At 69.0% G+C, this 23,071-nt stretch carries 22 protein-coding genes and 1 pseudogene; 14 read left to right on the plus strand and 9 right to left on the minus strand.

The annotated features are described in order from the left end of the window. The first annotated feature begins 8 nt into the window (after positions 1 to 8). Both BBK82_RS19240 and BBK82_RS19245 read left to right on the plus strand, forming a co-directional pair. Positions 9 to 1,508 (plus strand): amino acid permease, encoded by a 1,500-nt coding sequence (locus BBK82_RS19240; RefSeq protein ID WP_065916235.1) that lies wholly within the window; start codon positions 9 to 11, stop codon positions 1,506 to 1,508. A gap of 10 nt (positions 1,509 to 1,518) precedes the next feature. Further along, entirely contained in the window at positions 1,519 to 1,974 is a 456-nt protein-coding gene (locus BBK82_RS19245; RefSeq protein ID WP_065916236.1) for a MarR family winged helix-turn-helix transcriptional regulator, read from the plus strand. Here the strand turns inward: BBK82_RS19245 and BBK82_RS19250 are convergent. Further along, positions 1,971 to 2,576: a hypothetical protein gene (locus BBK82_RS19250; protein ID WP_065916237.1), complete on the minus strand. Its 606-nt coding sequence runs from the start codon at positions 2,574 to 2,576 to the stop codon at positions 1,971 to 1,973. The genes BBK82_RS19245 and BBK82_RS19250 overlap by 4 nt on opposite strands. 18 nt (positions 2,577 to 2,594) lie before the next feature. Between BBK82_RS19250 and BBK82_RS19255 the strand changes: the two genes are divergently transcribed. After that, on the plus strand, positions 2,595 to 3,830 hold the full coding sequence (locus BBK82_RS19255) for a glutamate mutase L (RefSeq protein ID WP_065916238.1): 1,236 nt from the start codon (positions 2,595 to 2,597) through the stop codon (positions 3,828 to 3,830). On the opposite strand, the gene BBK82_RS19260 is transcribed toward BBK82_RS19255, so the two are convergent. Beyond that, positions 3,823 to 4,050 carry a helix-turn-helix domain-containing protein gene (locus tag BBK82_RS19260; protein ID WP_065916239.1) on the minus strand — a complete coding sequence of 76 codons (228 nt, stop codon included), beginning with the start codon at positions 4,048 to 4,050 and terminating at the stop codon, positions 3,823 to 3,825. The two genes, BBK82_RS19255 and BBK82_RS19260, sit on opposite strands and share 8 nt — an antisense overlap. Continuing rightward, the gene (locus BBK82_RS19265; protein WP_065916240.1) at positions 4,050 to 4,529 is read right to left on the minus strand and encodes a DUF2975 domain-containing protein; all 480 of its coding nucleotides are present in this window, start codon (positions 4,527 to 4,529) and stop codon (positions 4,050 to 4,052) included. Before BBK82_RS19265 ends, BBK82_RS19260 begins: the two co-directional genes overlap by 1 nt. A gap of 77 nt (positions 4,530 to 4,606) precedes the next feature. On the opposite strand from BBK82_RS19265, the gene BBK82_RS19270 reads away from it, so the two are divergent. After that, positions 4,607 to 5,185, plus strand: coding sequence for a TetR/AcrR family transcriptional regulator (locus BBK82_RS19270; RefSeq protein ID WP_237048262.1), 579 nt, complete (start codon positions 4,607 to 4,609; stop codon positions 5,183 to 5,185). Here the strand turns inward: BBK82_RS19270 and BBK82_RS19275 are convergent. The 3 genes and pseudogenes from BBK82_RS19275 to BBK82_RS19285 all read right to left on the minus strand — a co-directional run bounded on the left by BBK82_RS19275 (position 5,178) and on the right by BBK82_RS19285 (position 8,428). Beyond that, positions 5,178 to 5,705, minus strand: a complete 528-nt coding sequence (locus BBK82_RS19275; protein ID WP_065916242.1) for a GNAT family N-acetyltransferase — start codon at positions 5,703 to 5,705, stop codon at positions 5,178 to 5,180. The genes BBK82_RS19270 and BBK82_RS19275 overlap by 8 nt on opposite strands. A 3-nt stretch (positions 5,706 to 5,708) precedes the next feature. Then, positions 5,709 to 5,906: a hypothetical protein gene (locus BBK82_RS19280; protein WP_065916243.1), complete on the minus strand. Its 198-nt coding sequence runs from the start codon at positions 5,904 to 5,906 to the stop codon at positions 5,709 to 5,711. 122 nt (positions 5,907 to 6,028) lie between these two features. Beyond that, positions 6,029 to 8,428: pseudogene (locus tag BBK82_RS19285) on the minus strand (hypothetical protein). 99 nt (positions 8,429 to 8,527) lie between these two features. On the opposite strand from BBK82_RS19285, the gene ahcY reads away from it, so the two are divergent. From ahcY to BBK82_RS19300, 3 genes are all read left to right on the plus strand, one after another. Then, positions 8,528 to 9,991: an adenosylhomocysteinase gene (ahcY, locus tag BBK82_RS19290; RefSeq protein WP_065916244.1), complete on the plus strand. Its 1,464-nt coding sequence runs from the start codon at positions 8,528 to 8,530 to the stop codon at positions 9,989 to 9,991. A 64-nt stretch (positions 9,992 to 10,055) separates the two neighbouring features. Further along, on the plus strand, positions 10,056 to 10,661 hold the full coding sequence (locus BBK82_RS19295) for a T6SS immunity protein Tdi1 domain-containing protein (RefSeq protein WP_083268039.1): 606 nt from the start codon (positions 10,056 to 10,058) through the stop codon (positions 10,659 to 10,661). Positions 10,662 to 10,674: 13 nt separating this feature from the next. After that, positions 10,675 to 11,115 carry a hypothetical protein gene (locus BBK82_RS19300; RefSeq protein ID WP_065916245.1) on the plus strand — a complete coding sequence of 147 codons (441 nt, stop codon included), beginning with the start codon at positions 10,675 to 10,677 and terminating at the stop codon, positions 11,113 to 11,115. Here the strand turns inward: BBK82_RS19300 and BBK82_RS47595 are convergent. Both BBK82_RS47595 and BBK82_RS19305 read right to left on the minus strand, forming a co-directional pair. Beyond that, on the minus strand, positions 11,108 to 11,278 hold the full coding sequence (locus BBK82_RS47595; protein ID WP_237048264.1) for a DUF397 domain-containing protein: 171 nt from the start codon (positions 11,276 to 11,278) through the stop codon (positions 11,108 to 11,110). The two genes, BBK82_RS19300 and BBK82_RS47595, sit on opposite strands and share 8 nt — an antisense overlap. Then, positions 11,253 to 12,107, minus strand: coding sequence for a DUF5753 domain-containing protein (locus BBK82_RS19305; RefSeq protein ID WP_065916246.1), 855 nt, complete (start codon positions 12,105 to 12,107; stop codon positions 11,253 to 11,255). Before BBK82_RS19305 ends, BBK82_RS47595 begins: the two co-directional genes overlap by 26 nt. Positions 12,108 to 12,183: 76 nt before the next feature. Here BBK82_RS19305 and BBK82_RS19310 point away from each other — a divergent pair, with 76 nt between their 5' ends. Then, entirely contained in the window at positions 12,184 to 14,265 is a 2,082-nt protein-coding gene (locus BBK82_RS19310) for a TerD family protein (protein ID WP_154697385.1), read from the plus strand. A gap of 83 nt (positions 14,266 to 14,348) precedes the next feature. On the opposite strand, the gene BBK82_RS19315 is transcribed toward BBK82_RS19310, so the two are convergent. Beyond that, positions 14,349 to 15,317 (minus strand): helix-turn-helix domain-containing protein, encoded by a 969-nt coding sequence (locus BBK82_RS19315; protein WP_065916248.1) that lies wholly within the window; start codon positions 15,315 to 15,317, stop codon positions 14,349 to 14,351. Positions 15,318 to 15,462: 145 nt separating this feature from the next. Between BBK82_RS19315 and BBK82_RS19320 the strand changes: the two genes are divergently transcribed. The 6 genes from BBK82_RS19320 (at position 15,463) to BBK82_RS19345 (ending at position 22,105) form a co-directional block, all read left to right on the plus strand. Beyond that, positions 15,463 to 16,107, plus strand: a complete 645-nt coding sequence (locus tag BBK82_RS19320) for a dTMP kinase (RefSeq protein ID WP_065916249.1) — start codon at positions 15,463 to 15,465, stop codon at positions 16,105 to 16,107. A 76-nt stretch (positions 16,108 to 16,183) separates the two neighbouring features. Beyond that, entirely contained in the window at positions 16,184 to 17,014 is an 831-nt protein-coding gene (locus BBK82_RS19325) for an SAM-dependent methyltransferase (RefSeq protein WP_218920634.1), read from the plus strand. 185 nt (positions 17,015 to 17,199) lie between these two features. Then, the gene (gene mtrA, locus BBK82_RS19330) at positions 17,200 to 17,877 is read left to right on the plus strand and encodes an MtrAB system response regulator MtrA (protein ID WP_030471262.1); all 678 of its coding nucleotides are present in this window, start codon (positions 17,200 to 17,202) and stop codon (positions 17,875 to 17,877) included. Positions 17,878 to 17,887: 10 nt separating this feature from the next. Next, positions 17,888 to 19,630: an MtrAB system histidine kinase MtrB gene (mtrB, locus tag BBK82_RS19335; RefSeq protein WP_065916251.1), complete on the plus strand. Its 1,743-nt coding sequence runs from the start codon at positions 17,888 to 17,890 to the stop codon at positions 19,628 to 19,630. Next, positions 19,627 to 21,366, plus strand: coding sequence for an LpqB family beta-propeller domain-containing protein (locus BBK82_RS19340; protein WP_065916252.1), 1,740 nt, complete (start codon positions 19,627 to 19,629; stop codon positions 21,364 to 21,366). Before mtrB ends, BBK82_RS19340 begins: the two co-directional genes overlap by 4 nt. Positions 21,367 to 21,469: 103 nt before the next feature. After that, positions 21,470 to 22,105 (plus strand): ComF family protein, encoded by a 636-nt coding sequence (locus tag BBK82_RS19345; protein WP_237048265.1) that lies wholly within the window; start codon positions 21,470 to 21,472, stop codon positions 22,103 to 22,105. Positions 22,106 to 23,071: the final 966 nt, after the last annotated feature.

Genomic DNA, 23,071 nt, shown 5'->3' on the forward strand with positions numbered 1-23,071 from the left:
TATCGATCGTGCCGGGCAACGGGTTGTGGCGCACGAAGTCGATCGAGCAGTCGATCGCGGACACGGACGAGCCGGACACCAAGCTCCGCAAGGATCTCACCGCGTGGGACCTGACCGTCTTCGGTGTTGCCGTGGTGATCGGTGCCGGCATCTTCACGCTCACCGCGAGCACTGCGGGCAACTTGGCGGGGCCATCGGTGTCGTTGGCATTCGTGCTGGCGGCGATCGCGTGTGCGTTGGCGGCGTTGTGTTATGCCGAGTTCGCGTCCACGGTGCCGGTGGCGGGTAGTGCTTACACGTTCTCGTACGCGACGTTCGGTGAGTTCGCGGCTTGGATCATCGGCTGGGACCTGGTGCTGGAGTTCGCGCTCGGGTCCGCCGCGGTGGCCAAGGGGTGGTCGATCTACCTGCAGACGGTGCTGGGGCAGCTCGGCGTCGACGCGAAGACGACGGTGGCGCTCGGGCCGTTGCAGTTCGACTGGGGTGCGGTTGTCCTGATCGGCGTGCTGAGCGCGTTGCTGGTGGTGGGCACCAAGCTGTCGTCGCGGGTCAGCCTGGTCATCACGACGGTCAAGGTCGCCGTGGTGCTGTTGGTGATCATTCTTGGCTTCCAGTACATCAAGGCCGAGAACTACACGCCGTTCATCCCGCCTGCGGAGACCGTGAGCGGTGCGCACTCGGGGGTCGACCAGTCGCTGTTGAGTGCGATCACCGGGTTCGGTGGCAGTTCGTACGGCGTGCTGGGGTTGTTGGCGGCGGCGAGTCTGGTGTTCTTCGCGTTCATCGGGTTCGACGTCGTGGCGACCACGGCGGAGGAGACGAAGAACCCGCAGAAGGCCGTGCCGCGGGGCATTCTGGGGTCCCTGGCGATCGTCACGGTGCTTTATGTGGCGGTGTCGCTGGTGATCACCGGGATGGTGCCGTACGACAAGCTCAAGACGCAGGCTGACGGGTCGCGGGCGACGTTGGCCAGTGCCTTCGCGGAGAACGGGGTCACGTGGGCCGCGACGGTGATCTCGGTGGGAGCGCTTGCCGGGTTGACCACCGTGGTGATGGTGCTGATGCTCGGGCAGAGCCGGGTGTTGTTCGCGATGTCGCGGGACGGGTTGCTGCCCAGGAACCTGGCGAGGACCGGTAAGCACGGGACGCCGACGCGGATCACGATCATCATCGGTGTGGTCGTGGCGATCGCGGCCGGGTTCACGTCGATCGGCACGCTCGAAGAGATGGTCAACGTGGGCACGTTGTTCGCGTTCATCCTCGTGTCGGCCGGTGTGCTGGTGCTGCGCAAGACGCGGCCGGACCTGCCGCGCGGGTTCCGGGTGCCGTGGGTGCCGGTGGTGCCGATCCTCGCGATCCTCGCTTGTCTCTGGTTGATGTTGAACCTGACCGTGTTCACCTGGATCCGGTTCCTCGCGTGGATGGCGTTGGGTGTCGGCGCGTACTTCATCTACAGCCGGCGCAACTCCCTGCTCGCGGGGAAGAACGAGAAGAGCAGCACCAACTAATCTGCGCTGCATGGACAACACGCGGTGGCTCTCGGAGGAGGAAAGGGACGCCTGGCACCACTTCGTCCAGGCGTACCACCTCCTCGAGAGACAGATCGAACAGCAGTTGCAGCGCGATGCGGGACTGTCTCACGCGCAGTACAACGTGCTGGTCGTGTTGTCCGAGCAGCCCAGTCGCCGGATGCGGATGACCGAGCTGGCGCGGCGTGTCGTCGTGTCGAAGAGCTCGCTGACCTACCAGATCGGCAAGCTGGAGAAGGCCGGACTCGTGCGGCGTGAACCGCACGAGTCCGACGAGCGCGGCATCCTCGCCGTGCTGACGGAAGCCGGGCAGGAGCTGCTCGCGGCGACCGCGCCCGGTCATGTCGGGACCGTGCGCGAGTACCTCGTGGACCTGTTCACGCCGGAGCAGTTCGCGCAGCTCGGGGCGTTCATGAAGGTCGTGCACGAGAAAGCCGACGACTAGAGCGTCAGCAGCGAGCGTTCCTCCAGGAAGTCGGCCACGTCGTCGGGGCCGTGCCGCGTCACGTCGAACTCGAACACCGGCAGCACCGACTTCGCCGCCAGCGCCCGCAGTTGGTGCTGCTCGGCGATGAACGGCTCCAGCGACACGTACTGCTTCGGGTTCGCGCTGATCTTCAACCGCTCGGCCCGCGCCTCCACGAACGTGTCCTCAGGCCGGGTGCACAGCACGATCGCGAAGTTCAGCGGCTTCAGCCGGTCCTCCAGCCAGCCGAAGTCGAGTTCGCGTCCCTGCCGTGCCTGGTAGGCCGTTGTGGACAGGTGGAACCGGTCGACGATCCACGAGTAGTAGCGCTGCAGCTCGAACATCCGCACCCACGTCTCGTAGGTCTCGATCGCCTGCGCGGTCTCCTCCGGCGCGAAGTCGATCAGCCCGCGGCCCCACGGCTCGTTGCTGAACCCGCTCCACTCCGCCGAGATCAACGGTGAGTGGTAGCGGTACTTCCGGTGACCGACGAGGCGGGGGTGTTCGTTGAGCGCGTAGGCCAGGTCCGTCTTGCCGGTCAGGCGGGTGCCTTCGAGGATCACCTTGGGCGTGAGCTTCATGGTGGGTTAGCTTGCCTCGTGATCCTGTGTCTCGACGTCGGTTCCACCTGGACGAAGGCCGCTCTCCTGACCGAGGAGGGCGAGCTGGTCCGCACGGGGCAGCACCCGACGACCCCGCCGGAGGTGCTGCACGGCATCGACGCGTTGCGCGAGACCGTCGGCGACGGCGAGGTCCTGGCGTGCTCGTCGGCCGGTGGTGGGCTGCGGCTCGCGGTCGTGGGGCAGGAACGCGTGGTGAGCGCGGAGGCCGGGTACCGGGTGGCGTTGAGCGCCGGAGCCAAGGTCGTGCACGTCAGCGCGGGGCCGGTCGACGTGAAGGCGGTGCGTGCGGCCGCGCCCGACCTCGTGCTGCTGGTGGGCGGCACGGACGGTGGCGACCAGTCGGTGTTGCTGCACAACGCGCGCAAGCTCGCCCGTGTGGCCGTGCCGATCGTGCTGGCCGGCAACGTGGAGGCGCAGCCGGAAGCGTTGGAGCTGTTGAGGAACCGCACGGTCGTCGCCTGCCCGAACGTGCTCCCTGACGTCGGTCAGCTCGCCCCGGAACCCGCGCGCAAGGCGATCCGGGAGGCGTTCCTGGAGCACGTGATCGGCGGCAAGGGCCTGTCGAGGGGGTCGCGGTTCCGGCAGCTGGTGCGGGCCGTCACCCCGGACGCGGTGCTCAAGGGCGTGTCCCGGCTGGCCGCGCAGGACCGCGAGGGCGCGGTGCTGGTCGTGGACGTCGGCGGTGCCACCACGGACGTGTACTCCGCCGTGTCCACAGCGGACAGTGAGGGGATCGAGCGGACCGTTGCCCTGCCAGCGGATCGCCGCACGGTCGAGGGTGACCTCGGCATGCGCTGGTCGGCGCCGGGCGTGGTCGAAGAGGCCCACGCGGAACGCCTCACCACCGAGGACCTGACCGCCGAGGCGCAGGAACGTGCCGAGAACGTCGGCTGGATCCCGGACGACCCGGCGGTCGACACCAAGCTCGCGTCGTTCGCGGCGATCCTGGCCGTCCGCCGGCACCTCCGGCAGGTCGACGGCCAGCTCGGCCCGCACGGCGCGGGGCTGCTCGTGTTGTCCGGCGGTGTGTTCCGGCACGCGGCGGACATCGCGCCGATCGAGGAGGCACTGCGGTCCGACCCGGTGCTGCGGCCGGTGCTGCGGACCGCGGAGATCACCGTGGACCGCGACTACGTGCTGGCACCGGTGGGCCTGCTCGCCGAGTCGGGGCGGCTCGAGGCCGCCGACCGACTGGCGAAACGGCTCAGCTGAGCAGTTCTTCCGCGTCCTCGTCCACGAACTCCAGGAGGTCGCCGGGCTGGCACTCCAGCACCCGGCACATGGCTTCGAGCGTGCTGAACCGCACCGCCTTCGCGCGCCCGTTCTTCAGCACCGCGACGTTGGCCGGTGTCAGCCCGACCTTCTCCGCGAACTCGCCGACGCTCATCTTGCGCTTGGCCAGCTCGACGTCGATGCGCACGACGATGGCCATCAGATCACCGCTTCCATGTCGGCGCGCAACGTCGTCGCCCGCCGCAGCAGCGCCCGCATCACGATCATCACGAGCCCCACCACCGTGACACCGGTCGTCAGCAGGAACAGCAACAACGGCACGCCGGGGTCGTCCGCGTTGAAACCGACCCACAGGAACACCGTCACCAGCACCACCCAGCCCGCCGTGATCGCCCAGATCATCACGTCGACCCACTTGAGCGCGGCCTCCGTGAAGATCAGATCCTTGCGCACCAGCGTGAGCAGCTTCCACGTGGCGACCACCACGACCTGCACGCAGACCACCCAGAACACCGTGATGATCGTCGCGGGCCACCTCAGGGCCGCGTCGTCCGGGTTCGTCTCCGCCATGTGCCGGAACTGGCCCGGCAACGACATCGTCTCGAACACGACCAGGATCCCGAAGAGGACCACGAGGAAGACCCGCAGGGCGGTCACCGCCCAACGTTCAGAAATCATGCATCGAGTATCGGTAGTCATCTATCGAAAGTCAATCGGTAGTGATCGTGTTGCAACAGGTCTCTACAGTGATCGCTGTGGGACTGCGTGAGCGCAAGAAGACCGAGACCCGAGCGGCGCTGGCGGCGGCCGCGTTGCGCCTCGCCCTGGAGAAGGGCGTCGACAACGTGCGCGTCGACGAGATCGCGGAGGCCGCGAACGTCTCGCCGCGCACCTACAACAACTACTTCCCGAGCCGCGACCACGCGATCGTCGCGGGCATCACGGCGACGCGCGCGCTGCGGGTCACCGAGGCCCTGCGCGCCCGGCCGGCCGACGAGCCGCTGGTCGACTCGATCGTCGCCGCGTTCGCCGAGCAGTACCGCGAACCGCCGTCCGAGGCGCTCGCGTTGATCACCTCGACGCCGTCGTTGCGCGAGGCCTACCTGGACTCGGTGGACGTGCTCGAACCGCCGATCGCCGAGGTGGTCGGACAACGGCTGGGCAAGGACCCGCTCGGTGCGGCCGTGCTGGCCGCCGCGGTGTCGGCGGCGGCCAGGATCGCGGTGCAGCGGTGGGTGGACGTGCGGCCGTCCGGTCTGGTCGTGGTGCCGGCGGCGACCGTGGAGGAGCACCTGCGCGAGGCGATCGGCCACCTCGCGCCCGCTCTCACCTGAGCTCGTCGCGCAGCACGCACATCAGCAGCTCGTCGTGCCACTCGCCGTCGCGGAAGAACGCCTCGCGCAGCCGCCCGTCGACCTGGAAGCCGATCTTCTTGTAGGACTTGACCGCGCGCTCGTTCGCCTCGACGACGGTGAGCTCGATCGAGTGCAGCCGCATGGTGTCGAACCCGTACCGGCAGGCCGTGCGCAGGGCGTCCGTGCCGTAGCCGCCGCCCCAGTACTCCTTCTCGCCCAGGTAGATGTCGACCTGCGCGCGGGCGTTGACCGGGTCCGCGTCCCGCAGCACGACCACGCCGATGAGCCGGCCCTGCTCCTCCAGCGTCTCGATGCAGAAGGTGACCTTCTCGTACGAGTTGTCGCTGCGGTCGGCGAAGCGCTTGCGGACAGCCGCCAGCGACTCGTGGAAGTAGCTCTGCAGCCAGCGCATGACGTCCTCGTCGTTGTGCCAGCGATAGAACGCGTCGGCGTCCTCCGGCTCGACAGGACGCAGGCGGACGAGTTCCCCGGTCAGCATGTTCTAGAGCCTCCAACGAGATCGGACGACGCCATCGTCGTCGGGTAGCACCGCCACGAGCAGCGGGTGGTGCTCGTGGGCGTGGATCGAGTTCGCCATCGCGCCGCGGGCCTGGGCGAGCCGCGGGTACAGGTCCAGATGATCGTCCGAGTCGGCCAGCGTCGTGTGGAAGCGGCCGTCGACGTCGAGCTCCGGCCACACCAGCAGGCCCGCACGCGGCGTGAGCCGGTGGCGTCCTCGGGACCGTCGTACCCGGAGGCGCCGTAATCCTCCGGGTCGTACTTGGTCACCGCGTAGCCGAATTCGACGAGCACCTGCGCAGGTTAGGAGCCGCCGAGGGGGTCCCGCGAGCCGATATTCGGCTTGCGCGCGAACGGCAGCGACGGCGGCTCCGGCGTGTCCACCTGCATCAGCCCGGCCGCGATCGCCACGGCCCGGTCCCACTCCGGGTCCGAGGTGTAGTCGGAGTGCGCGGACACCCCGGACTTCCAGCGCCGGCCGGGGAACGGGCCCCGCTGCGGGTCCGGCAGCCAGTGGTCGCCGCCGAGCACCAACGCGCCGGTCGGCCCGCGCAACGCCGGTGCCAGCGCGCCTCCGAGCCGTCCTCGCGGTAGCCGGCGCCGAGCAGCATGCCGTTGAACACCTGCCGCCGCCACGTCATCACCGCGCCGCCAATGGGTCCGTGCCCCGGCACAGCGCGCCAGCGGCCGTCGAGCCCGCCGGCCAGCCGCGAGCGACGCGTGCGGCACCACCGCCGGGAACGCCCGCGGGTAGGCCCACTGCAGCTGCGACCCGGCGGTGACGAGCCCGATGCGTTCGCGGTCGTGCGGCGGCAACGACTCCAGCAACCGCGCCGCCGCGACGGCGACGAGCAGCGAACCCTGTGAGTGTCCACAGAGGACCACGCGGGCGCCGGGGTCGCGCAGGTGGTCCTCGACCCGCGACACCAGCTCCGGCACGACCTTCAGCGCGTAGCAGGGCGGCACGATCGGGTGGGCCTCGCGCGGCCAGAACTGGGCGATGTCGGCGATGATCCCGAGCCGCCGTCCCGACTCCGGCTGCCGCGCCGCCAGGTAGACCGCGCGCAGCAACGACACCGCGAGCAGGCCGAGCACACCGACGCCGAATGCCGAGAACGGCCGGGTCCACGCCGCGAGCGGCACGTCCTGCACCCGCAGGACCGTCGCGATCACGGCACCGGTGAACAGCACGAACGCCACGATCATGATCAGGTGGTGGCCGTGGTTGCGTTCCCAGCGCGCCCACCACCACGCCCGCGTGGCGGCACGGAGGTCGCGCATCCGGCCGGAGTGCAGCAGCGACGCTTCACGCGCCCACAGCTTGCCCTTGCGGAACGCCCGCCAGCGCACCATGCCCGTGAACGACGCCACCGCGAACGTGCTCAGCAGCGCCAACGCCCCCGCCACACCCCACAGCACCGTGATGTAGTCGTACCCGATCGGCAGCTCCAGCTCCTCGCCGAGCGCCTTGCGCACCGGCAGCGCGATCCCGGCACCGAACCCGCCGCCCAGCAGCCCCGCGATCGCGAGGATCGGCGCCGCGAACCAGCCACCCGCCCACGGCCGCAGCTCGCGCGGCAGTTCCTTCCACGTCGCGCGCGCCGCCATCGCCGCGGGCACCAGCATGAGCCCGAACAGCACCAGCACGAACGCCATCAGCAACGCGATCACCTGCACGGTCACGTCGGCGCCGGGCACCCGGTTCGGCAGCTGTTCCTGCAGACCGGCCGTGACCACCACCAGCACCACCGAGAGCGCCAGGAACACCCGTCGCGGCTTGCGCGCCAACGCCGCCCGCAGCCACCGCCCGCCGCGGTGGGGAGCGCCGCCGGTCGGGTCGTCCAGCAACAGCGCGCTGAGCAGGCACAGCCCGATGAACACCAGCGCCACGACCCACGTCACGGTGATCGCGACGCCCATCGGTCCCGAAGCCGTGAGCTGCTTCAACGGCCCGCCCAACGCGATCAGCGAAGCCGTCGCCAACGCCATCACGACGTGCAACGAGCGCAGCGCCGGCGTGTCCGGGTCGGTCGCCACGTGTGCGCCGGGCAGCCCGGAGGACGGCTGGCGCTCCTCCTTCTCCGCCTCGGCGATCTCGCGGCGTTCGATCCGCCACTCGACGTGCGAGATCCGGCGCATCACGGCGACGAGCGCGACGATTGGGAGAAGTCCTAGAAACGTCCGAAACCAGGGAAAAGCCCGTGCTTCGGCCGGAATGCTGGTCAGGCAGGAGGAGCCGGGGCGCAGGCACTGACCGGCGAGCAGGTCGAGGCTCACCACCGAGACCTGGGCGACCAGCAGTGCCGTGAGCAGCAGCGCGAACACCCGCAGCAACGACCGCAGACCCAGCCCCAGCAGGTGCGCTGGCAGGTTCCGATCGGGGACGGGAGGCAACATCCAGTGGGCGACGTTGGCGATGCTGAACGGGAAGAGCAGCGCCCACGTGGCTTTGGCCACACCACCGGACGTCATCCCACCCCAGAGGTACCCCTCGACGACGCGGGTGACCGGCCGTCCCTCCGTCTGCAGGACGGGGCCGGGTGCCGGCCTGCGGAGTCTGTCGGCGGGACGCACGATGCGCCCGAGCCCGTCTCCCGCCACGTCCACGGCAGCGACGGCGTCGACCAGCGTCTGCGGCGTCGTCCCCTGCACGCCGTGCACCCGCAGTTCGACGACCCGTGTGTCCGGGCCCGCAATCAACACCCGAGACCTCCCTCACCCAGCGTGGGGGTCATAGTGGTGCATTGTGCGGGCGGTATGGTCGCACGACACCCTCTCTGAAGTGCCTTGGAGGACTTCGCAATGACCGCCGACCGCTTGCAGACCCGCAACGGCATCGACTTCGCTGTGGCCGACCTGTCACTTCACGAGTTCGGCCGCAAGGAGATCCGTCTCGCCGAGCACGAGATGCCCGGCCTCATGGCGTTCCGCCGCGAGTACTCCGGTGTGCACCCCCTGAAGGGCGCCCGCATCTCCGGCTCGCTGCACATGACCATCCAGACGGCCGTGCTGATCGAGACGCTGGTCGACCTGGGCGCCGAGGTGCGCTGGGCCTCCTGCAACATCTTCTCGACCCAGGACCACGCGGCCGCGGCCGTCGTCGTCGGCCCCCACGGCACCGAGGAGGAGCCGAAGGGCGTCGCCTGCTTCGCCTGGAAGGGCGAGACGCTGCCGGAGTACTGGTGGACGTGCGAGCAGATGCTGACCTGGCCCGACGGCAAGGGCCCGAACATGATCCTGGACGACGGCGGCGACGCGACGCTGCTGGTCCACAAGGGTGTGCAGTACGAAGCGGCCGGCGTCGTCCCGGCCGCCTCCGAGGACGACTCGGAGGAGTGGGCGATCGTCCTGGAGACGCTGCGCGCGTCGCTGGAGAAGGACGGCAAGAAGTGGACGAACATCGCCGAGGACATCCGCGGCGTCACCGAGGAGACCACGACGGGCGTCATGCGCCTGTACCAGCTGGCCGCCGCCGGTGAGCTGCTCTTCCCCGCGATCAACGTCAACGACGCCGTCACCAAGTCGAAGTTCGACAACCGCTACGGCATCCGCCACTCGCTGATCGACGGCATCAACCGCGGCACCGACGTCCTGATCGGCGGCAAGGTCGCGGTCGTCTGCGGCTACGGCGACGTCGGCAAGGGCTCCGCCGAGTCCCTGCGCGGTCAGGGCGCCCGCGTCATCGTCACCGAGATCGACCCGATCTGCGCCCTGCAGGCCGCCATGGACGGCTACCAGGTCGCCAAGCTCGAGTCCGTCCTCCCGATCGCCGACATCGTCATCACGACGACCGGCAACAAGGACGTCGTCACCGTCGAGCACATGGCCCAGATGAAGCACCAGGCGATCCTGGGCAACGTCGGCCACTTCGACAACGAGCTCGACATGGCCGGTCTGCAGCGCTACCCCGGCATCCGCAGGAACAACATCAAGCCGCAGGTCGACGAGTGGATCTTCCCGTCGGGCCGCACCATCATCGTGCTGTCCGAGGGCCGCCTGATGAACCTGGGCAACGCCACCGGCCACCCCTCGTTCGTCATGTCGAACTCCTTCTCCAACCAGGTGATCGCTCAGATCGAGCTGTTCACCAAGCACAAGGAGTACGACAACGAGGTCTACCGCCTCCCCAAGGTGCTCGACGAGAAGGTCGCGCGCATCCACCTCGAGGCGCTGGGCGGCGAGCTGACCAAGCTCACCAAGGAGCAGGCGGAGTACATCGACGTGGACGTCGAGGGCCCGTACAAGCCGGAGCACTACCGCTACTGATCTGCCTTCGACGAGCCCTCGCCCCTTCCGGGTGAGGGCTCGTCGCCTTTCTCGGGGGACTGCAGTGTTCGAACGTTTCACGGCCACGTACCCGCTGGACTCCGGCGAGCCCTCGCCACCAGCCGACGTCACGCCACTTCGCCAGGTCCCAGGCCTCGCCGAACTGGTCGTGCTCGCCGCCGGCTGCTCGTTCGGCGACGGTGTCCTCCGCGTGTTCACCGAGGACGAGGCCCGGCGCGCCCAAGGTTTGGCGAACCTCATGTTCCCGGAATGGGCACCGCGCCTGCGCCCGTTCGCCCAAGACTGGCTCGGCCGCCTGTACGCCCTCGACCTGCACAGGGGCGCACTGCTGCTCCTGCTGGAGCCGGGCTCCGGCGGCGTCTTCGAGCTCGACGGCACCATCCCGGACCTGTTCGACCAGATCGTCGACGACCCGGACACGTTCCTCGCTCTTGACCTCTTCACCCCCTGGCGCGCGGCGCACCCGGAGCCGTTGCCGACCGGTACGTGCGTGGGCTTCAAGACACCGCTGTTCCTGGGTGGCGACGGCACGGTGGAGAACCTCGAGGTCATCGACGAAGAGGTCTACTGGTCGGTTCACGGACAGCTGTGGGCGCAGGTGAAGGACCTCCCGCCGGGCACGCCGATCAGCGGCGTCGAGATCAGCTGAAGGGATCGGCCGGATGGGATTCTTCGGCACCTATGCCTACGAGAACGGCTCCTGGACGACGCTGTCCGAGGGCGAGCTGCCGCCGCTGACCGAGCCGTGGCTGTGGCTCGACATCCACGACAGCGACATCACCTCGGTCGTCTACGCACCTCCCGGCCCTGGCACCGGTGTCGCCTACCTGGGGATGACGCCGCGGACGTACTTCGAGAACCCCGGGGCGTCGGATCCGACGGACGTGGCTCGGGAGGCGGCCGGGCTGGCGGCGTGGGCGTCTTCGGAGGTCTCGGCCGAGGAGATCCGCGGGTTCCTGGCCGAGGACGAGGACCCGGACTCCTTCGAGTGGGACGAGGAGGAGGACGTGGACGCGATCGACGACGCCGAGGTGTTCGTCGAGGTCAAGACGGCGCGGTTCCTCAAGGTGATGGGGTTGCCGGTGCCGTACCAGCTCAGCTGATGAACGCCCGCCAGGCCTCGACGCTGAACTCCAGCTCGGGGCCAGCGGTGTTCTTGGAGTCACGCACGCGCACGGCCTCGGCGAACGCCACTTCGACGCAGTCGTCCTCGACGGCGTCGCCACCGCTGTAGCTGCTCTTACGCCAGGTGCAGTCTCCGGCCACTGAGGTCCTCCCGCGATCGGCTGGCGAGATCCGCCACCATAGTTCGCGATTGTCCCTCATCGAGAGCGAGTGCATCCAGGCGCGCGAAGATCGACTTACAGCGCTTGACCCCTACCTCGTCCTGCACGAACACCCTGGCGATGTCGGAGTGCGAGTAGGCCACGCTGCCGCGCTTCTCGTACTCCCACAACACGTAGTGGGCCATGAAGACTCCCGCCGGGCCACTTGCTGCAGGCACTATCCGGAGGACGTGCGTGTGGAAGAGCAGCCTCATCAGCTGGTCTTCCATGACCGCATCCGTGCCGACCTTGAGGCGCAAGGCGTTCTCGTGGATGTAGAAGGTGCACGCTGGCCGATCGTGCCGCTGCAGGAGTGTCTGCCGCTCCATCCGGAAGCGAACAGCCGCCGCGATCAGCTCTGGAGCGAGCACACCACGGGCCTCGTACAGCGCGAGCGCGTACTCCTCGGTCTGCAGCAGACCCGGGATGGTCGTCAGATCGTAGGTGATGATGGCCTGGGCAGCTGATTCGGCCATCGCCATTGTGCGAAGGCTGGTCGGTACCTGCACGAAGTAGGGATCGAACGCGGCGCGGTACCGGTCCAGAAACCCCTCGATGAACTCCAGCGACCGCCCGCACCTCCCCAGGTACTGGACGATGTCGATCTCGCTCGCCCGCACCTTCCCGTGCTCGACGTTCGACACCTTCGCCGGGTCCCACCCGAGCATCCGCGCGATCTTGCGTCCGCGGAACGTCGTGCACTGCTCACGGATCTGCCGCAACTCATCGCCCAGGTCACGGCTGTACGGGGTGGACGGATCGCCGTTCATGGGATTCGACGTTAGGCGTTGTGCGAAGAACATCAGCGGCCCCGAACGGGTGCACTTACTCGGTTGACGTGCGAGGTTGACTGAGCGGGTGCTCACCACCCTCATCGGCCGGACCCTGCGCGTGCCCACCTCGACCGGACCCACCGGCAACGGCCGGGCGGAGGCCAGGCGGCTCGACGCGGCGTTGTTGCAGGTGGGGTTCAAGGCGTCCAAAGAGCTGATCGAGCACGTCGCCGGGCTCGCGAAGCCCGCCGCGTACACGAAGACGATCGTCGACGCCGTCAGGACGCTCGTGGGCGACGACGTGCAGCACAACCCGTACTTCAAGGACTTCCCGCACGGCGTGCCGGACACCGCAGACTTCTGGGTCTACTGCTTGCACGACGCCCTCCTCAAGCACGTCCCCGGTGACGAGCTCGCGGCGAACGGGGTCCTCAACCTCCTGGCGATGCCCGCGTACGGCACCCGTCAGCACACGTACGAGGACCTCCTCGCCGCGCACGACCTGCTGATCACGTCCTTCAAGGACCGTGTCAGCGTGCTGCACCTCGGCGGAACCGAAGAAGAGGAGACCCGGCGCCTCTACCTGGAGCTCGCCACCAGCTCCACCCCGCTGAACCCCGCCGACCTCGAACTGCTCGCCGAGCTGGCGCAGCAGACCAACGAGTGGCCCGCGGTCATCCCGATGCGCGAGAACCGAGCGGTCATTAACGCCGCGCGGCTGCTCCGAGGGGCCCCTCTGCGCGTGGACACCGTCACCGACGTGCTGCGGCTGGCCTGCCGGGCGTCCGGCGGCGACGTGACGCTGGTGGAGCCGACCCGGTTCCGGTCGTTCTGCCGGCCGGAGCGGCGGCTGATCATGGCCGCGCTCGACGAGGTCGTGGCGGACAACCCCGGCAAGCTCGGTGACGTGCGGCAGCGACGGGAGGCGTGGAAGCGGCTCGGTGAGCGGTTGCACCCGCACGAGTACGGGCACCTGCCGCACGCGCAGGACGTGTTCGCGGTCGCGCGCGGGAACAAGGTCGTGCGGTCGTTCGCCGGTCGCACCGAGCTGGCGTTCCAGGACGACGACATCCGGCGTGCCACCGAGGTTCTTTCCCAGGCGCCGGGGATGTTGATCCGGCAGACGGACCGGTTGCTGCGCACTGCGTCCGAAAAGGACGTTCAGTTCGTCGTCGATGCCGTGCGCGACGCCGTTCCGGCGGTGTCCGGGCGGGTGCTGTGCTCACTCCTCCAGCACCTGGAGAACCGGGAGACACCGGATGCGGCAAGGGTGTTCGCCACACGGCACCGCAGGGCGTGGATCACGTACGACACCCGGATGCCGCTGGCCTACGACGTCGTGCGGGAGTTGACGGGAATCCTGGAGGACGAGCTGGTCCGCCGGCTGCCGGAGGTGTCGGAGCTGACCGTGGCCGACGAGGTGCGCGACATCGTTCTCCCGTTGTCCGGCAACGCATCGGAGGACGGCTTCAACGTGCTGCCGCGCGGGTCGAAGGTGCGGCTCGACGGCGATCTGCTGCGGTTCTTCGTGTACTGGCGGGAGAGGGCGCGCACCACCGACTACGACCTGTCGGCGGTGCTGCTCAACGGCGACTTCGACCACGTGGGGCAGGTGTCGTGGACCAACTACAAGCAGGGCGGGGCCTACTACTCGGGTGACCTCACGAGCGCGCGTGACGGTGCGACCGAGTTCATCGACGTGCCCCGCAAGGCGGCGAAGGCGAAGTTCGTCGTGCCGCAGGTGAACATCTTCGGCGGTGAGGGGTTCACCGAGGTCGCCGAGTCGATGTTCGGGTTCATGTCACGGGAGCTGGACCAGCGCGGGAAGCCGTTCGAGCCGAGCACCGTGCGTGCTCGCAGTGCCATGCGCGGTTACGGCAATGTGGCCGTGCCGGTCGTGTTCGAACGCACCGAAGACGCGTGGGTCGCCACGTGGCTGCACCTGTACCTGCGCGGCACGCCGTGGGCGAACCAGGTGGAGGGCAACCGCGACATCGCCCGCCAGCTGGCGCGGGGTGTGTTGAGCCGCAAGTACTTCACGGTCGGCAGGCTGGCCGGGCTGATCAGTCGGAAGACCACAGTGGACGGTCAGAAGCTGCACGTCGACCTCACGAACGCGGACCAGCTCGACAAACTGCTGGAACCGACGGGCTGAACGCGCTAGCGTGGGCGATGCGAGGCCATGAGAGGGCTTCCTTCTAACAACTCGTGGATTTAGCCCTCTCGCTTTCCTCGCACCTAGCTCCACTCGACCGCGATGCCCGCGATCCCCGGTCCCACGTCGCTGAAGTAGGCGCTCACCACGCCGCCGAGCCCGCACACGAGCTCCTCGACGTCGACCGGCGTCGCCTCGGGGGAGGCGCGGAACTGCTTCATGCACCTCGCGGGCATCGCGCGCCGGTGGAACGACAGCTGCACCAGGTAGGAGCCGCAGACGTCGCGGAACGTCCGGTGGTTGCCGGGCGTCGCGCCGCCGGTGTCGTCGACGACGGTGAAGCTGAAGACGTGTTCCTCGCCGGCCGAGAGTCGGCGGTCGAAGAGCATCTCCACGGCCAGGTTGCGGGAAGCGCTCTCCCTGCGCAGTCGCCCCTGCCGGCAGCCCTCACCGGCGCGCACGAGGGCGTTGTCGATCATCGCGCCGTCGTCGCCCTGGTGGACGGCGAGGTAGCGGTCCGGGCCCTGGCGCAACGCGCGCACGACCAGCCGTGTGGTGATGGAGCGCTGTTCGCGGTGCATGCCGATCTGCACGGTGTCGTGCACGGAGAGCACTTCGAGGTCGGCGTTGCTGCGCGCGGCCTCGGGCACCGAGTCGAACGAGGAGAGCAACGAGGCCGAATCGGGCCATGTCGGCACTGGACGCGGCAGGTAGGAGTTCGCGGTGCGCGGGCCGATGAGGTCCAACAGCGACGACGGCGGCAACCGCAGGACGGACTCCAACGCGCGCACGGTGCTTATCGCACGCGGGACCTCGGGGTGGCGCAGGCCGCGTTGCCAGTAGGAGAGCGTGGACTGGCCGACCTGGACACCGAGTTGTTCGAGGTGGGCGCGCAGCCGTGCGAGCGAGAGGCCACGGTGGGCGATCGCCTCGCGCAGTGCGCGGTGGAACGGCCCGTAGCGCAGCGTCTCGGCGAGAGGGGTCGGCAGACCCCCGGTCGGGTGACCGTTCGGTTCGTCGACCGACTCGGCGTGCCCGGATTCCGCGGCCACCGCGGCACCTACCCTTCACACACGCGCCGTGTGACTGTTCACCGTAGTCACTCAATCTGGTGATCGAAAGATCGGATTTCGCCCGTGTGGGGGATGCGCTGCGGCCGTGTGAGTGGCCGGAACCGGTCCCGTTAGGGTTCGTGACGTGGGAAAGCTCGTAGTGATCGAGGGCCTCGACGGGGCCGGCAAGCGCACTTTGGCGAACGGTCTGATCGCCGCCCTTGAGGCGGACGGCAGGACCGTGACCAGCCACGCCTTCCCGCGCTACGGGATCAGCGTGCACGCTGACCTGGTCCGCGACGCCCTTTACGGCAACATCGGCGACCTCAGCGACTCCGTCTACGGCATGGCCGTGCTGTACGCGCTGGACCGGCGCGGTGCGGCCGACGAGATCCGCAAGGACCTCGGGGAGCACGACGTGGTGCTGCTCGACCGGTACGTGGCGTCCAGCGCCGCCTACAGCGCGGCGCGCCTGCACCAGGACGAGCACGGCGAGTTCGTCCGGTGGGTCCGCGAGCTGGAGGTCGAGCGGTTCGGGTTGCCCGTTCCGGACCTGCACCTGCTGCTCCGCGTGCCGGTCGAGGTGGCGGCCGAACGCGCGGCCAGGCGGGAGCGGGACGACGCGTCTCGGGCCCGGGACATCTACGAATCCGATGGCGGCCTCCAGGCCCGGTGCGGCGCCGTTTACGACGGATTGGCGAACATCAACTGGCTGGCCCCGTGGCAAGTGGTGGACGGGCGGTCAAAGGTGAACTTTCATTCGCTTTTGGAACCACTCTTCACCCCTTGAGTGGTCGCTCACGTGCGTACCCGTTGACACGATCGTGTGTCCGGTACGTAACTGTGAGTGAATAGGGGATCACAATTTGAAGCGTGTCCTGCAGCGCCCCCCGGTCGGAGTCGCCCGTACGGCGGTCCTGATCGCTGCCGCCCGCGCCACCGAGCAACGTCAGCTCCACCGGCTCTTCGACGACCCGCTGGCCGAGGTGCTCGTGGAGGCCGCCGGCTCCGCGAACGACCTGACCGGCGTCCGCACCCTCGCGGGCGAGCACTTCGTCCTGCGCACCCGCTACTTCGACGACCAGCTGCTCACCTCGGCCCAGCCCCAGGTCGTGCTCATGGCCGCGGGCCTCGACACAAGAGCGTTCCGGCTCAACTGGCCGCCGGGCACGACCGTCTACGAGCTCGACTTACCCGAGTTGATCGAGTTCAAGGAAGACGCCCTGCACGACGAACGTGCCAAACCCACCTGCGAGAGAGTCGTCGTCCCTTGCGACTTACGCGACGACTGGGCGACCGCGCTGATCCACGCGGGGTTCGACCCGAAGAGGCCCACAGCATGGTTGCTGGAGGGCCTCTTCATGTTTCTGCCGCCGGACGACGGCGAGTGGGTCCTGCACTGGGTGAGCGCGCTGTCCGCCCGCGGCAGCACGCTCGCGCTCGAACACGTCAACCGCGCGTTCCGCGAGCTGCCGCAGATGAGGGCCGTGCAGCAGCGGTTCGACACGATGGACGCCGGCTGGCGCTCCGACGTGGAGGACCCGGTCGCGTGGCTGGGCGGGCACGGCTGGCAGGCAGGCGTGACGCACCCGGTCGACCTGGCCGCCAGCCACGAACGCCCGGTGCCCGCGATCACCGACCCGCGGAAGGTGGGTGACGCGCGCATCTGGCTGGCCTCCGCCGTCCGCACGGCCTGACACCACGAGGTAACGAATGGTGACCGTCGCGCGAAGATGCACGCGACGATCAGGCCAAATCGGGCGAGGTGGGGCACGTGGAACGAGGGTTCCGGCCGGTTACCGAACGAGCGCGCTCCGCCACCAGCGGCGATGGAACGTGGGTGGTGCGCGAACGCGCGACCGGCAGTGCAACGATGGTGAGCATGAAGGCACGCGTGCTCGTCGTCGATGACGACCCCGCCCTGGCGGAGATGCTGACGATCGTGTTGCGCGGGGAGGGTTTCGACACCGCGGTGGTCGCCGACGGTGCTCGTGCCCTGCCCGCGCTGCGCGAGCTCAAGCCCGACCTCGTGCTGCTCGACCTGATGCTGCCCGGGATGAACGGCATCGACGTCTGCAAGGCGATCAGGTCCGAGTCGGGCGTGCCGATCGTGATGCTCACCGCGAAGAGCGACACGGTCGACGTGGTGCTGGGCCTCGAGTCCGGCGCCGATGACTACGTGGTCAAGCCGTTCAAGCCCAAGGAGCTGGTCGCCCGCATCCGGGCGCGCCTGCGCCGCACCGAGGCCGAGCCGTCCGAGGTGCTCCAGATCGGCGACCTGACGATCGACGTCCCCGGCCACGAGGTGCTGCGCGAGGGCCGTCCGATCCAGCTCACGCCGCTGGAGTTCGACCTGCTGGTCGCGCTCGCCCGCAAGCCGCGCCAGGTGTTCACCCGCGAGGTGCTGCTGGAGCAGGTGTGGGGCTACCGCCACGCCGCCGACACGCGCCTGGTGAACGTGCACGTGCAGCGGCTGCGGTCCAAGGTGGAGCGGGATCCCGAGCACCCCGAGGTGGTGTTGACCGTTCGCGGTGTCGGGTACAAGGCCGGCCCTCCGTGACAGGTGGCGTATGAAGTTCGTTCGGCCGGTCGCCGCCAAGGCGCAGTTCCTCGTCGAGGAGGCGCGCCGGCGGTGGGCCGCGTTCGGTGACCTGTGGCGTCGCTCGCTGCAGCTGCGCGTCGTCGTGTCGACGCTCGCGCTGTCGTCCGCGGTGGTGTTCGTGCTGGGCATGGTGCTGCAGATGCAGATCACCAACCAGCTGCTCGCCACCAAGGAAGAGGCGGCGGTGCGCCAGGCGAAGGCGTCGCAGCAGCTGATCCAGTCGGACCTGGTGGGTCTCAACCCCGGTCCTGACAGCGTGCAGACGCGGTTCACCAGCGCGATCAACAAGCTGGCCGTGGGCAGTTCCGGCACCGACGCCACCACCGCGGGCGCCGGTGCCTTCGAGCCCGTCCTCGCGGACGGGCTCGCGTCCACCAGCGCCCGTGTGCCCTCCGTCGGGCCGTTGGACGACGTGCCGCGCGGGCTGCGCGAGATGGTCGAGAACGGCGGCGAGGGCACCCAGATCCACACCGTGCAGCGCGCCGGGCAACCGACCACGCTGTACGTCGTCGGCCTGCCGATGAGCACCACGGCGCGGTCGATGCAGCTCTACCTGATCTTCCCGCTGGCCGCGGAGCAGAGCACCGCCGAGGTCGTGCAGTCGACGCTGGTGGTCGGCGGCGTCGTGCTGCTGATGCTGCTCGCGCTGATCGCGAACCTGGTGACGCGGCAGGTCGTGCGGCCGGTGCGGCAGGCGGCCGAGGTCGCGGAACGGTTCGCGGACGGCACGTTGCACGAGCGGATGCACGTCGTCGGCGAGGACGACGTGGCGCGGCTGGCCGAGTCGTTCAACGAGATGGCCGAGTCGATCCAGGCCCAGTTCAAGCAGCTGGAGGAGTTCGGCCAGCTGCAGCGGCGGTTCACCTCGGACGTCTCGCACGAGCTGCGCACGCCGTTGACCACCGTGCGCATGGCCGCGGACGTCCTGCACGCCTCGCGCGAGCAGTTCCCCGCCGGGCTCGCGCGTTCCACCGAGCTGCTGGTCGACGAGCTCGACCGGTTCGAGTCGCTGCTGGGCGACCTGCTGGAGATCTCCCGCCTGGACGCCGGTGTCGAGGAGCTCACCGCCGAGCAGGTCGACATCCGCGTGCTCGCCCGCCGCGCCCACGACTCGGTGCGCGCGATCGCGGCGACCGCGAACTCCCCGGTGGTGATGGACCTGCCGGACGAGGAGCTGATCGCCGAGCTCGACTCCCGCCGCGTGGAACGGATCCTGCGCAACCTGCTGGCCAACGCGATCGACCACGGCGAGGGCCACCCGGTCGAGCTCACCATGCGCGGCAACGACGACGCGGTCGCGATGACCGTGCGGGACCACGGCGTCGGCCTGCGCCAGGGCGAGGCGGAGCTGGTGTTCAGCCGGTTCTGGCGCGCCGACCCGTCGCGCAACCGCCGCACCGGTGGCACCGGCCTCGGCCTGTCGATCTCGCTGGAGGACGCGCGACTGCACGGCGGCTGGCTCGAAGCCTGGGGCGAACCGGGCCACGGCGCGGTGTTCCGGCTGACGTTGCCGCGCAGGCACGGCGAGGAGCTGCGGGAGAGCCCGCTGCCGCTGGCGCCCGCGATCGAGTCCGTCCCGGTGGCCGTCGTCGCGGAGACGCTGGTGGCGGAGCAGCCGGAAGAGGTCGAGCTGACGCCGGAGGAGATCACCTGGCAGCCGGCGGAACCGGTCGACGGCGTGCCCGACGAGGTTTCGGAGGAAGTGCGGTGAAACGGCTGACGTTGGTGTTCCTCGTGCTCGTGACGATCACGGGGTGCGCCGCGATCCCGACGAACACCCAGCCGAAACCCATCGGCACCATGGACAACAAGGCCTCGAACACCAACCAGGCGCCGGAGCCGCGGCGCGACCTGGCCCCGTTCGAGGTGGTGCGCGACTTCATCGGCGCGACGTCCAACCCGGCCCACGACTACGCGGCCGCGCGGGCGTACCTGACGCCGGAAGCCGACAAGAAGTGGGACACCAAGAGCCCCACGATCATCGAGACGTCGTTCTCGACCGTGCCGGCCCCGCAGACGCAGCAGGACAACACGCAGACGGTGTTGTTGCAGGGCAAGAACGTCGGCCGCCTGGGCGCCAACGACAACGCGTTCGTGCCGCAGCTCGGCGAGTTCTCCACACCGGTGAAGCTGGCGCGCAACAGCGAGAACCAGTGGCGCATCTCCGAGCCGCCGGCGGGCGTCTACATGCCGCAGAACGTATTCAACAACAGCTACCGCCGCGTCGTGCTCTGGTTCTACAACCCGGAGTTCAGCGTGCTGGTCCCCGACCCGCGGTTCGTGGTCGTGCCGCCCGCCACCGACATCCCGACGCGCGTGACCGAGCTGCTGATCAAGGGCCCCGGCGACGCGCTGCGCGACACGCTGGTCTCCGCACTGGGCCCGGACACCGACAAGTTCTCGAACACCAAGGAAGCCGACGACGGGGCGCTGGAGGTCAACCTCACCAAGGTCGGCAACGACCGCACCCCGGAGAAGAACAAGCAGATCGTCGCCCAGGTCGTGAAGTCGTTCCAGGGCGTCACCTCGTCCCGGATCCGCGTCCTGGTCGACGGCCAGCAGATCTTGTCCGACCAGCGCGACTACCGCCCGTCCGACGTCTCCTCCACCGCCGGCGAGGCCCTGCTGGCCTCCAACGTGAACTTGCCGGGCATGCTCGTGGTCGACGGCCGCCTGCGCTTGTTGAACGACGGCGTCGCGATCAAGGGCCCGGCCGGCGACGGCACCTACGACGTGGCGAGCGCCGCCCAGTCGCTCGACGGCTCCCGGCTGGCCGTGGTGACGCGTTCAGGGGGGTCCATGCGCCTGCGGGTCGGCGAGACCGAACAGGCCATGTCCGAAGTGGACCTCCCGGCCACCACCCTGACCCGCCCGACCTGGCAGCTGTCGAGCGGCCCGAAGGAACCGGGCAAGGAGGTCTGGACCGTCGTCGACGGCACCAACGTCGCCCGCGTGACGCGTTCCGACAACGGCAACTGGACCGCCAAGAGCGTCAACATCACCGAGCTGGCCACGTTCGGCACGATCAGCGAGCTCCGCCTGTCCCGCGACGGCACCCGCGCGGCCCTGGTCATCGCGGGCAAGCTCCACGTGGCCTCGGTGTCCCGCAACCAGCAGGACGTGGCGTTGCGCGCCCTGCGGCAGGTCCAGCCGTCGTTGCTGGGCAACTCGGTGCTGTCCGTGGACTGGCTGTCGCAGGACATCGTGGTGGTGTCGTCGTCGCTGGCGGCCCTGCCGGTGAGCAAGGTGTACATCGACGGCGCCAAGCTGGACCGCTACAGCCAGTCGAACCTGACCGGGCTGGTGGGGTCGGTGGCGGCCGGGCCTTCGCGGTCGGTGCAGGTGATCGACTCTTCGGGGTTGTGGATGGCCACGGACATCACGGACGTGTGGAGGCCGAGCTCGATCAGAACGTCGGCGGGGTCGCTGGCGTTCTACCCGGGCTGACGCCGGTTGGGCCGGTCGCGGCCCGGCCCCGCGGCTTCGCTCGCCGAGCGCCTGGCGTCCCACCCACCTCACCCTGACCTGCGGCTCCTCTAGATCCACAAAAATGTCAGACCCCGTCGTCATCCTGGTCCACATGACCCTCGACCTGCTCGTGCCCTCCCGCTGCTCCGGCTGCGGCCGCTCCGGCCCCGCCTGCTGCTCCACCTGCCTCGGCGCGTTCGGCCCGCCCAGTCGCCTCTCCGTGCCCGGTGTCGGCCCGCCCGTGTGGACGCTGGCGGCCTACGACGGCGTGGTGCGGGAGCTCGTCCTCGGCTTCAAGGAGCGGGGTGCGCGGGCGCTCGTGGCGTGGTTCGGGGCGTTGGTGGCGGCGGCGCTGGTGTCGATCGGGCCCGCGCCGTGGGTTCTGGTGCCGGCGCCGTCCCGGGCCGAGGCGGCTCGGGAGCGTGGAGGCGACCACATGGTGAGAATCGCGCGGGCTGTGGAGATCGCCGAGGTGAGTGCGGTGCTGTCGTTCGCGGCGGGGGTGTCCGATTCCGTGGGTTTGGGGCCCGGTGCGCGCCGCAGGAACGTGGACGGCCGCGTGCTGGTTTGCGGGAGGCCGCCGCCGGGAACTGTTGTGCTGCTGGACGACGTGGTCACGACGGGTGCGACGGCAGCTGCCTGTGTCCGTGCGTTGCGGTCGGCCGGTGCTCGCGTGCGGGGCGTGCTGGCACTTGCGTCAGCGCGGCCCTGGGGTTGACGGTTCTGCCGGGACTTTCGGCACCGCCCACAAGGGTGAAGTTGGTGCCGGACAGTGGATCACCGGATCGTCCTGGTTGGACAGGAATCCCCAGGTCGTTGTCGCGGGCGTTGTCCTGTCCCAAGATCCGGAGCTGTGGAGTGGCACGTTTGGATCCAACCTTGGACAGCCCCATGTTTCGGCGCCATGTCGCGCGCCGCCTCAGACCGCTGCCCGGTGGGTCGGACCACTAGGCCTGCAGGTGCCCTGGTGGGGACCGCTCGCGGTGGCGGACAGCAGGGTGTGTCTAGGTGCGGTCCGGTGCTGCCGGTAGCGGGGTCGCCGAGGCGCTCTCCGGTTAACGCTTATTCACTCGCTGAGCTGACCAGCGGTTATTCCTGGGAATGCATGGTTCGCCGGGTGACGGCGTAGATCATCGGCTTGTGTGCGAATGGGCGAAATCTGCTGTTGGGCTGCGCGTGACAGGCTCGTGATCAGTCAGCGAAACCGAACGGTTCTGTTGAAAGAACTGCGTTCGGTCCCATCTCAACTGGGTCCGGAGGCATCGGAATCGATCTCTTCGAGGTTTCGGGAACATGACGCGCGGGTCGCCCGTTGGCTGGATATGAGGCCGCGACGGGATCCTTTCGACGCAGTGACGCTGCCGTCGAGTGTCGGTCCTGCGCTGGTCCGGATGGGTGAGCGAGATGCCGGAGAGCAGTGCTCGTGCCACGCTCGGAACATGAGCTGTGGCGGTGAGTCGTCGCGCTGTGTAGTCACCAAGATTTCTGCCGGTTCGCCCGGCAAGGGGGCTTACGCGACGGTGAATCCCAAGCTAACGTGCACCGCTATCAGCGTTCCCGGCCCGCGGGGAGGAGGCGAACAGCCCATGACCCTGGCGCCGTGAGACCTGCGGAGGACGACCCTCTGCGACACATCTGCGATCCAAGATCGCCACGGCGCCCGATCAATCAGTCCAGCCATAGC

The sequence above is a fragment of the Lentzea guizhouensis genome, assembly GCF_001701025.1.
Taxonomy (GTDB): domain Bacteria; phylum Actinomycetota; class Actinomycetes; order Mycobacteriales; family Pseudonocardiaceae; genus Lentzea; species Lentzea guizhouensis.

Bases quoted from the DNA above. Each gene is read 5' to 3' on its own strand.
- BBK82_RS19245 (WP_065916236.1), top strand. From the start codon at position 1,519: ATGGACAACACGCGGTGGCTCTCGGAGGAGGAAAGGGACGCCTGGCAC.
- BBK82_RS19250 (WP_065916237.1), bottom strand. From the start codon at position 2,576: ATGAAGCTCACGCCCAAGGTGATCCTCGAAGGCACCCGCCTGACCGGC.
- BBK82_RS19260 (WP_065916239.1), bottom strand. From the start codon at position 4,050: ATGGCCATCGTCGTGCGCATCGACGTCGAGCTGGCCAAGCGCAAGATG.
- BBK82_RS19265 (WP_065916240.1), bottom strand. From the start codon at position 4,529: ATGATTTCTGAACGTTGGGCGGTGACCGCCCTGCGGGTCTTCCTCGTG.
- BBK82_RS19275 (WP_065916242.1), bottom strand. From the start codon at position 5,705: ATGCTGACCGGGGAACTCGTCCGCCTGCGTCCTGTCGAGCCGGAGGAC.
- ahcY (WP_065916244.1), top strand. From the start codon at position 8,528: ATGACCGCCGACCGCTTGCAGACCCGCAACGGCATCGACTTCGCTGTG.
- BBK82_RS19300 (WP_065916245.1), top strand. From the start codon at position 10,675: ATGGGATTCTTCGGCACCTATGCCTACGAGAACGGCTCCTGGACGACG.
- BBK82_RS19305 (WP_065916246.1), bottom strand. From the start codon at position 12,107: ATGAACGGCGATCCGTCCACCCCGTACAGCCGTGACCTGGGCGATGAG.
- mtrA (WP_030471262.1), top strand. From the start codon at position 17,200: ATGAAGGCACGCGTGCTCGTCGTCGATGACGACCCCGCCCTGGCGGAG.
- mtrB (WP_065916251.1), top strand. From the start codon at position 17,888: ATGAAGTTCGTTCGGCCGGTCGCCGCCAAGGCGCAGTTCCTCGTCGAG.
- BBK82_RS19345 (WP_237048265.1), top strand. From the start codon at position 21,470: ATGTCAGACCCCGTCGTCATCCTGGTCCACATGACCCTCGACCTGCTC.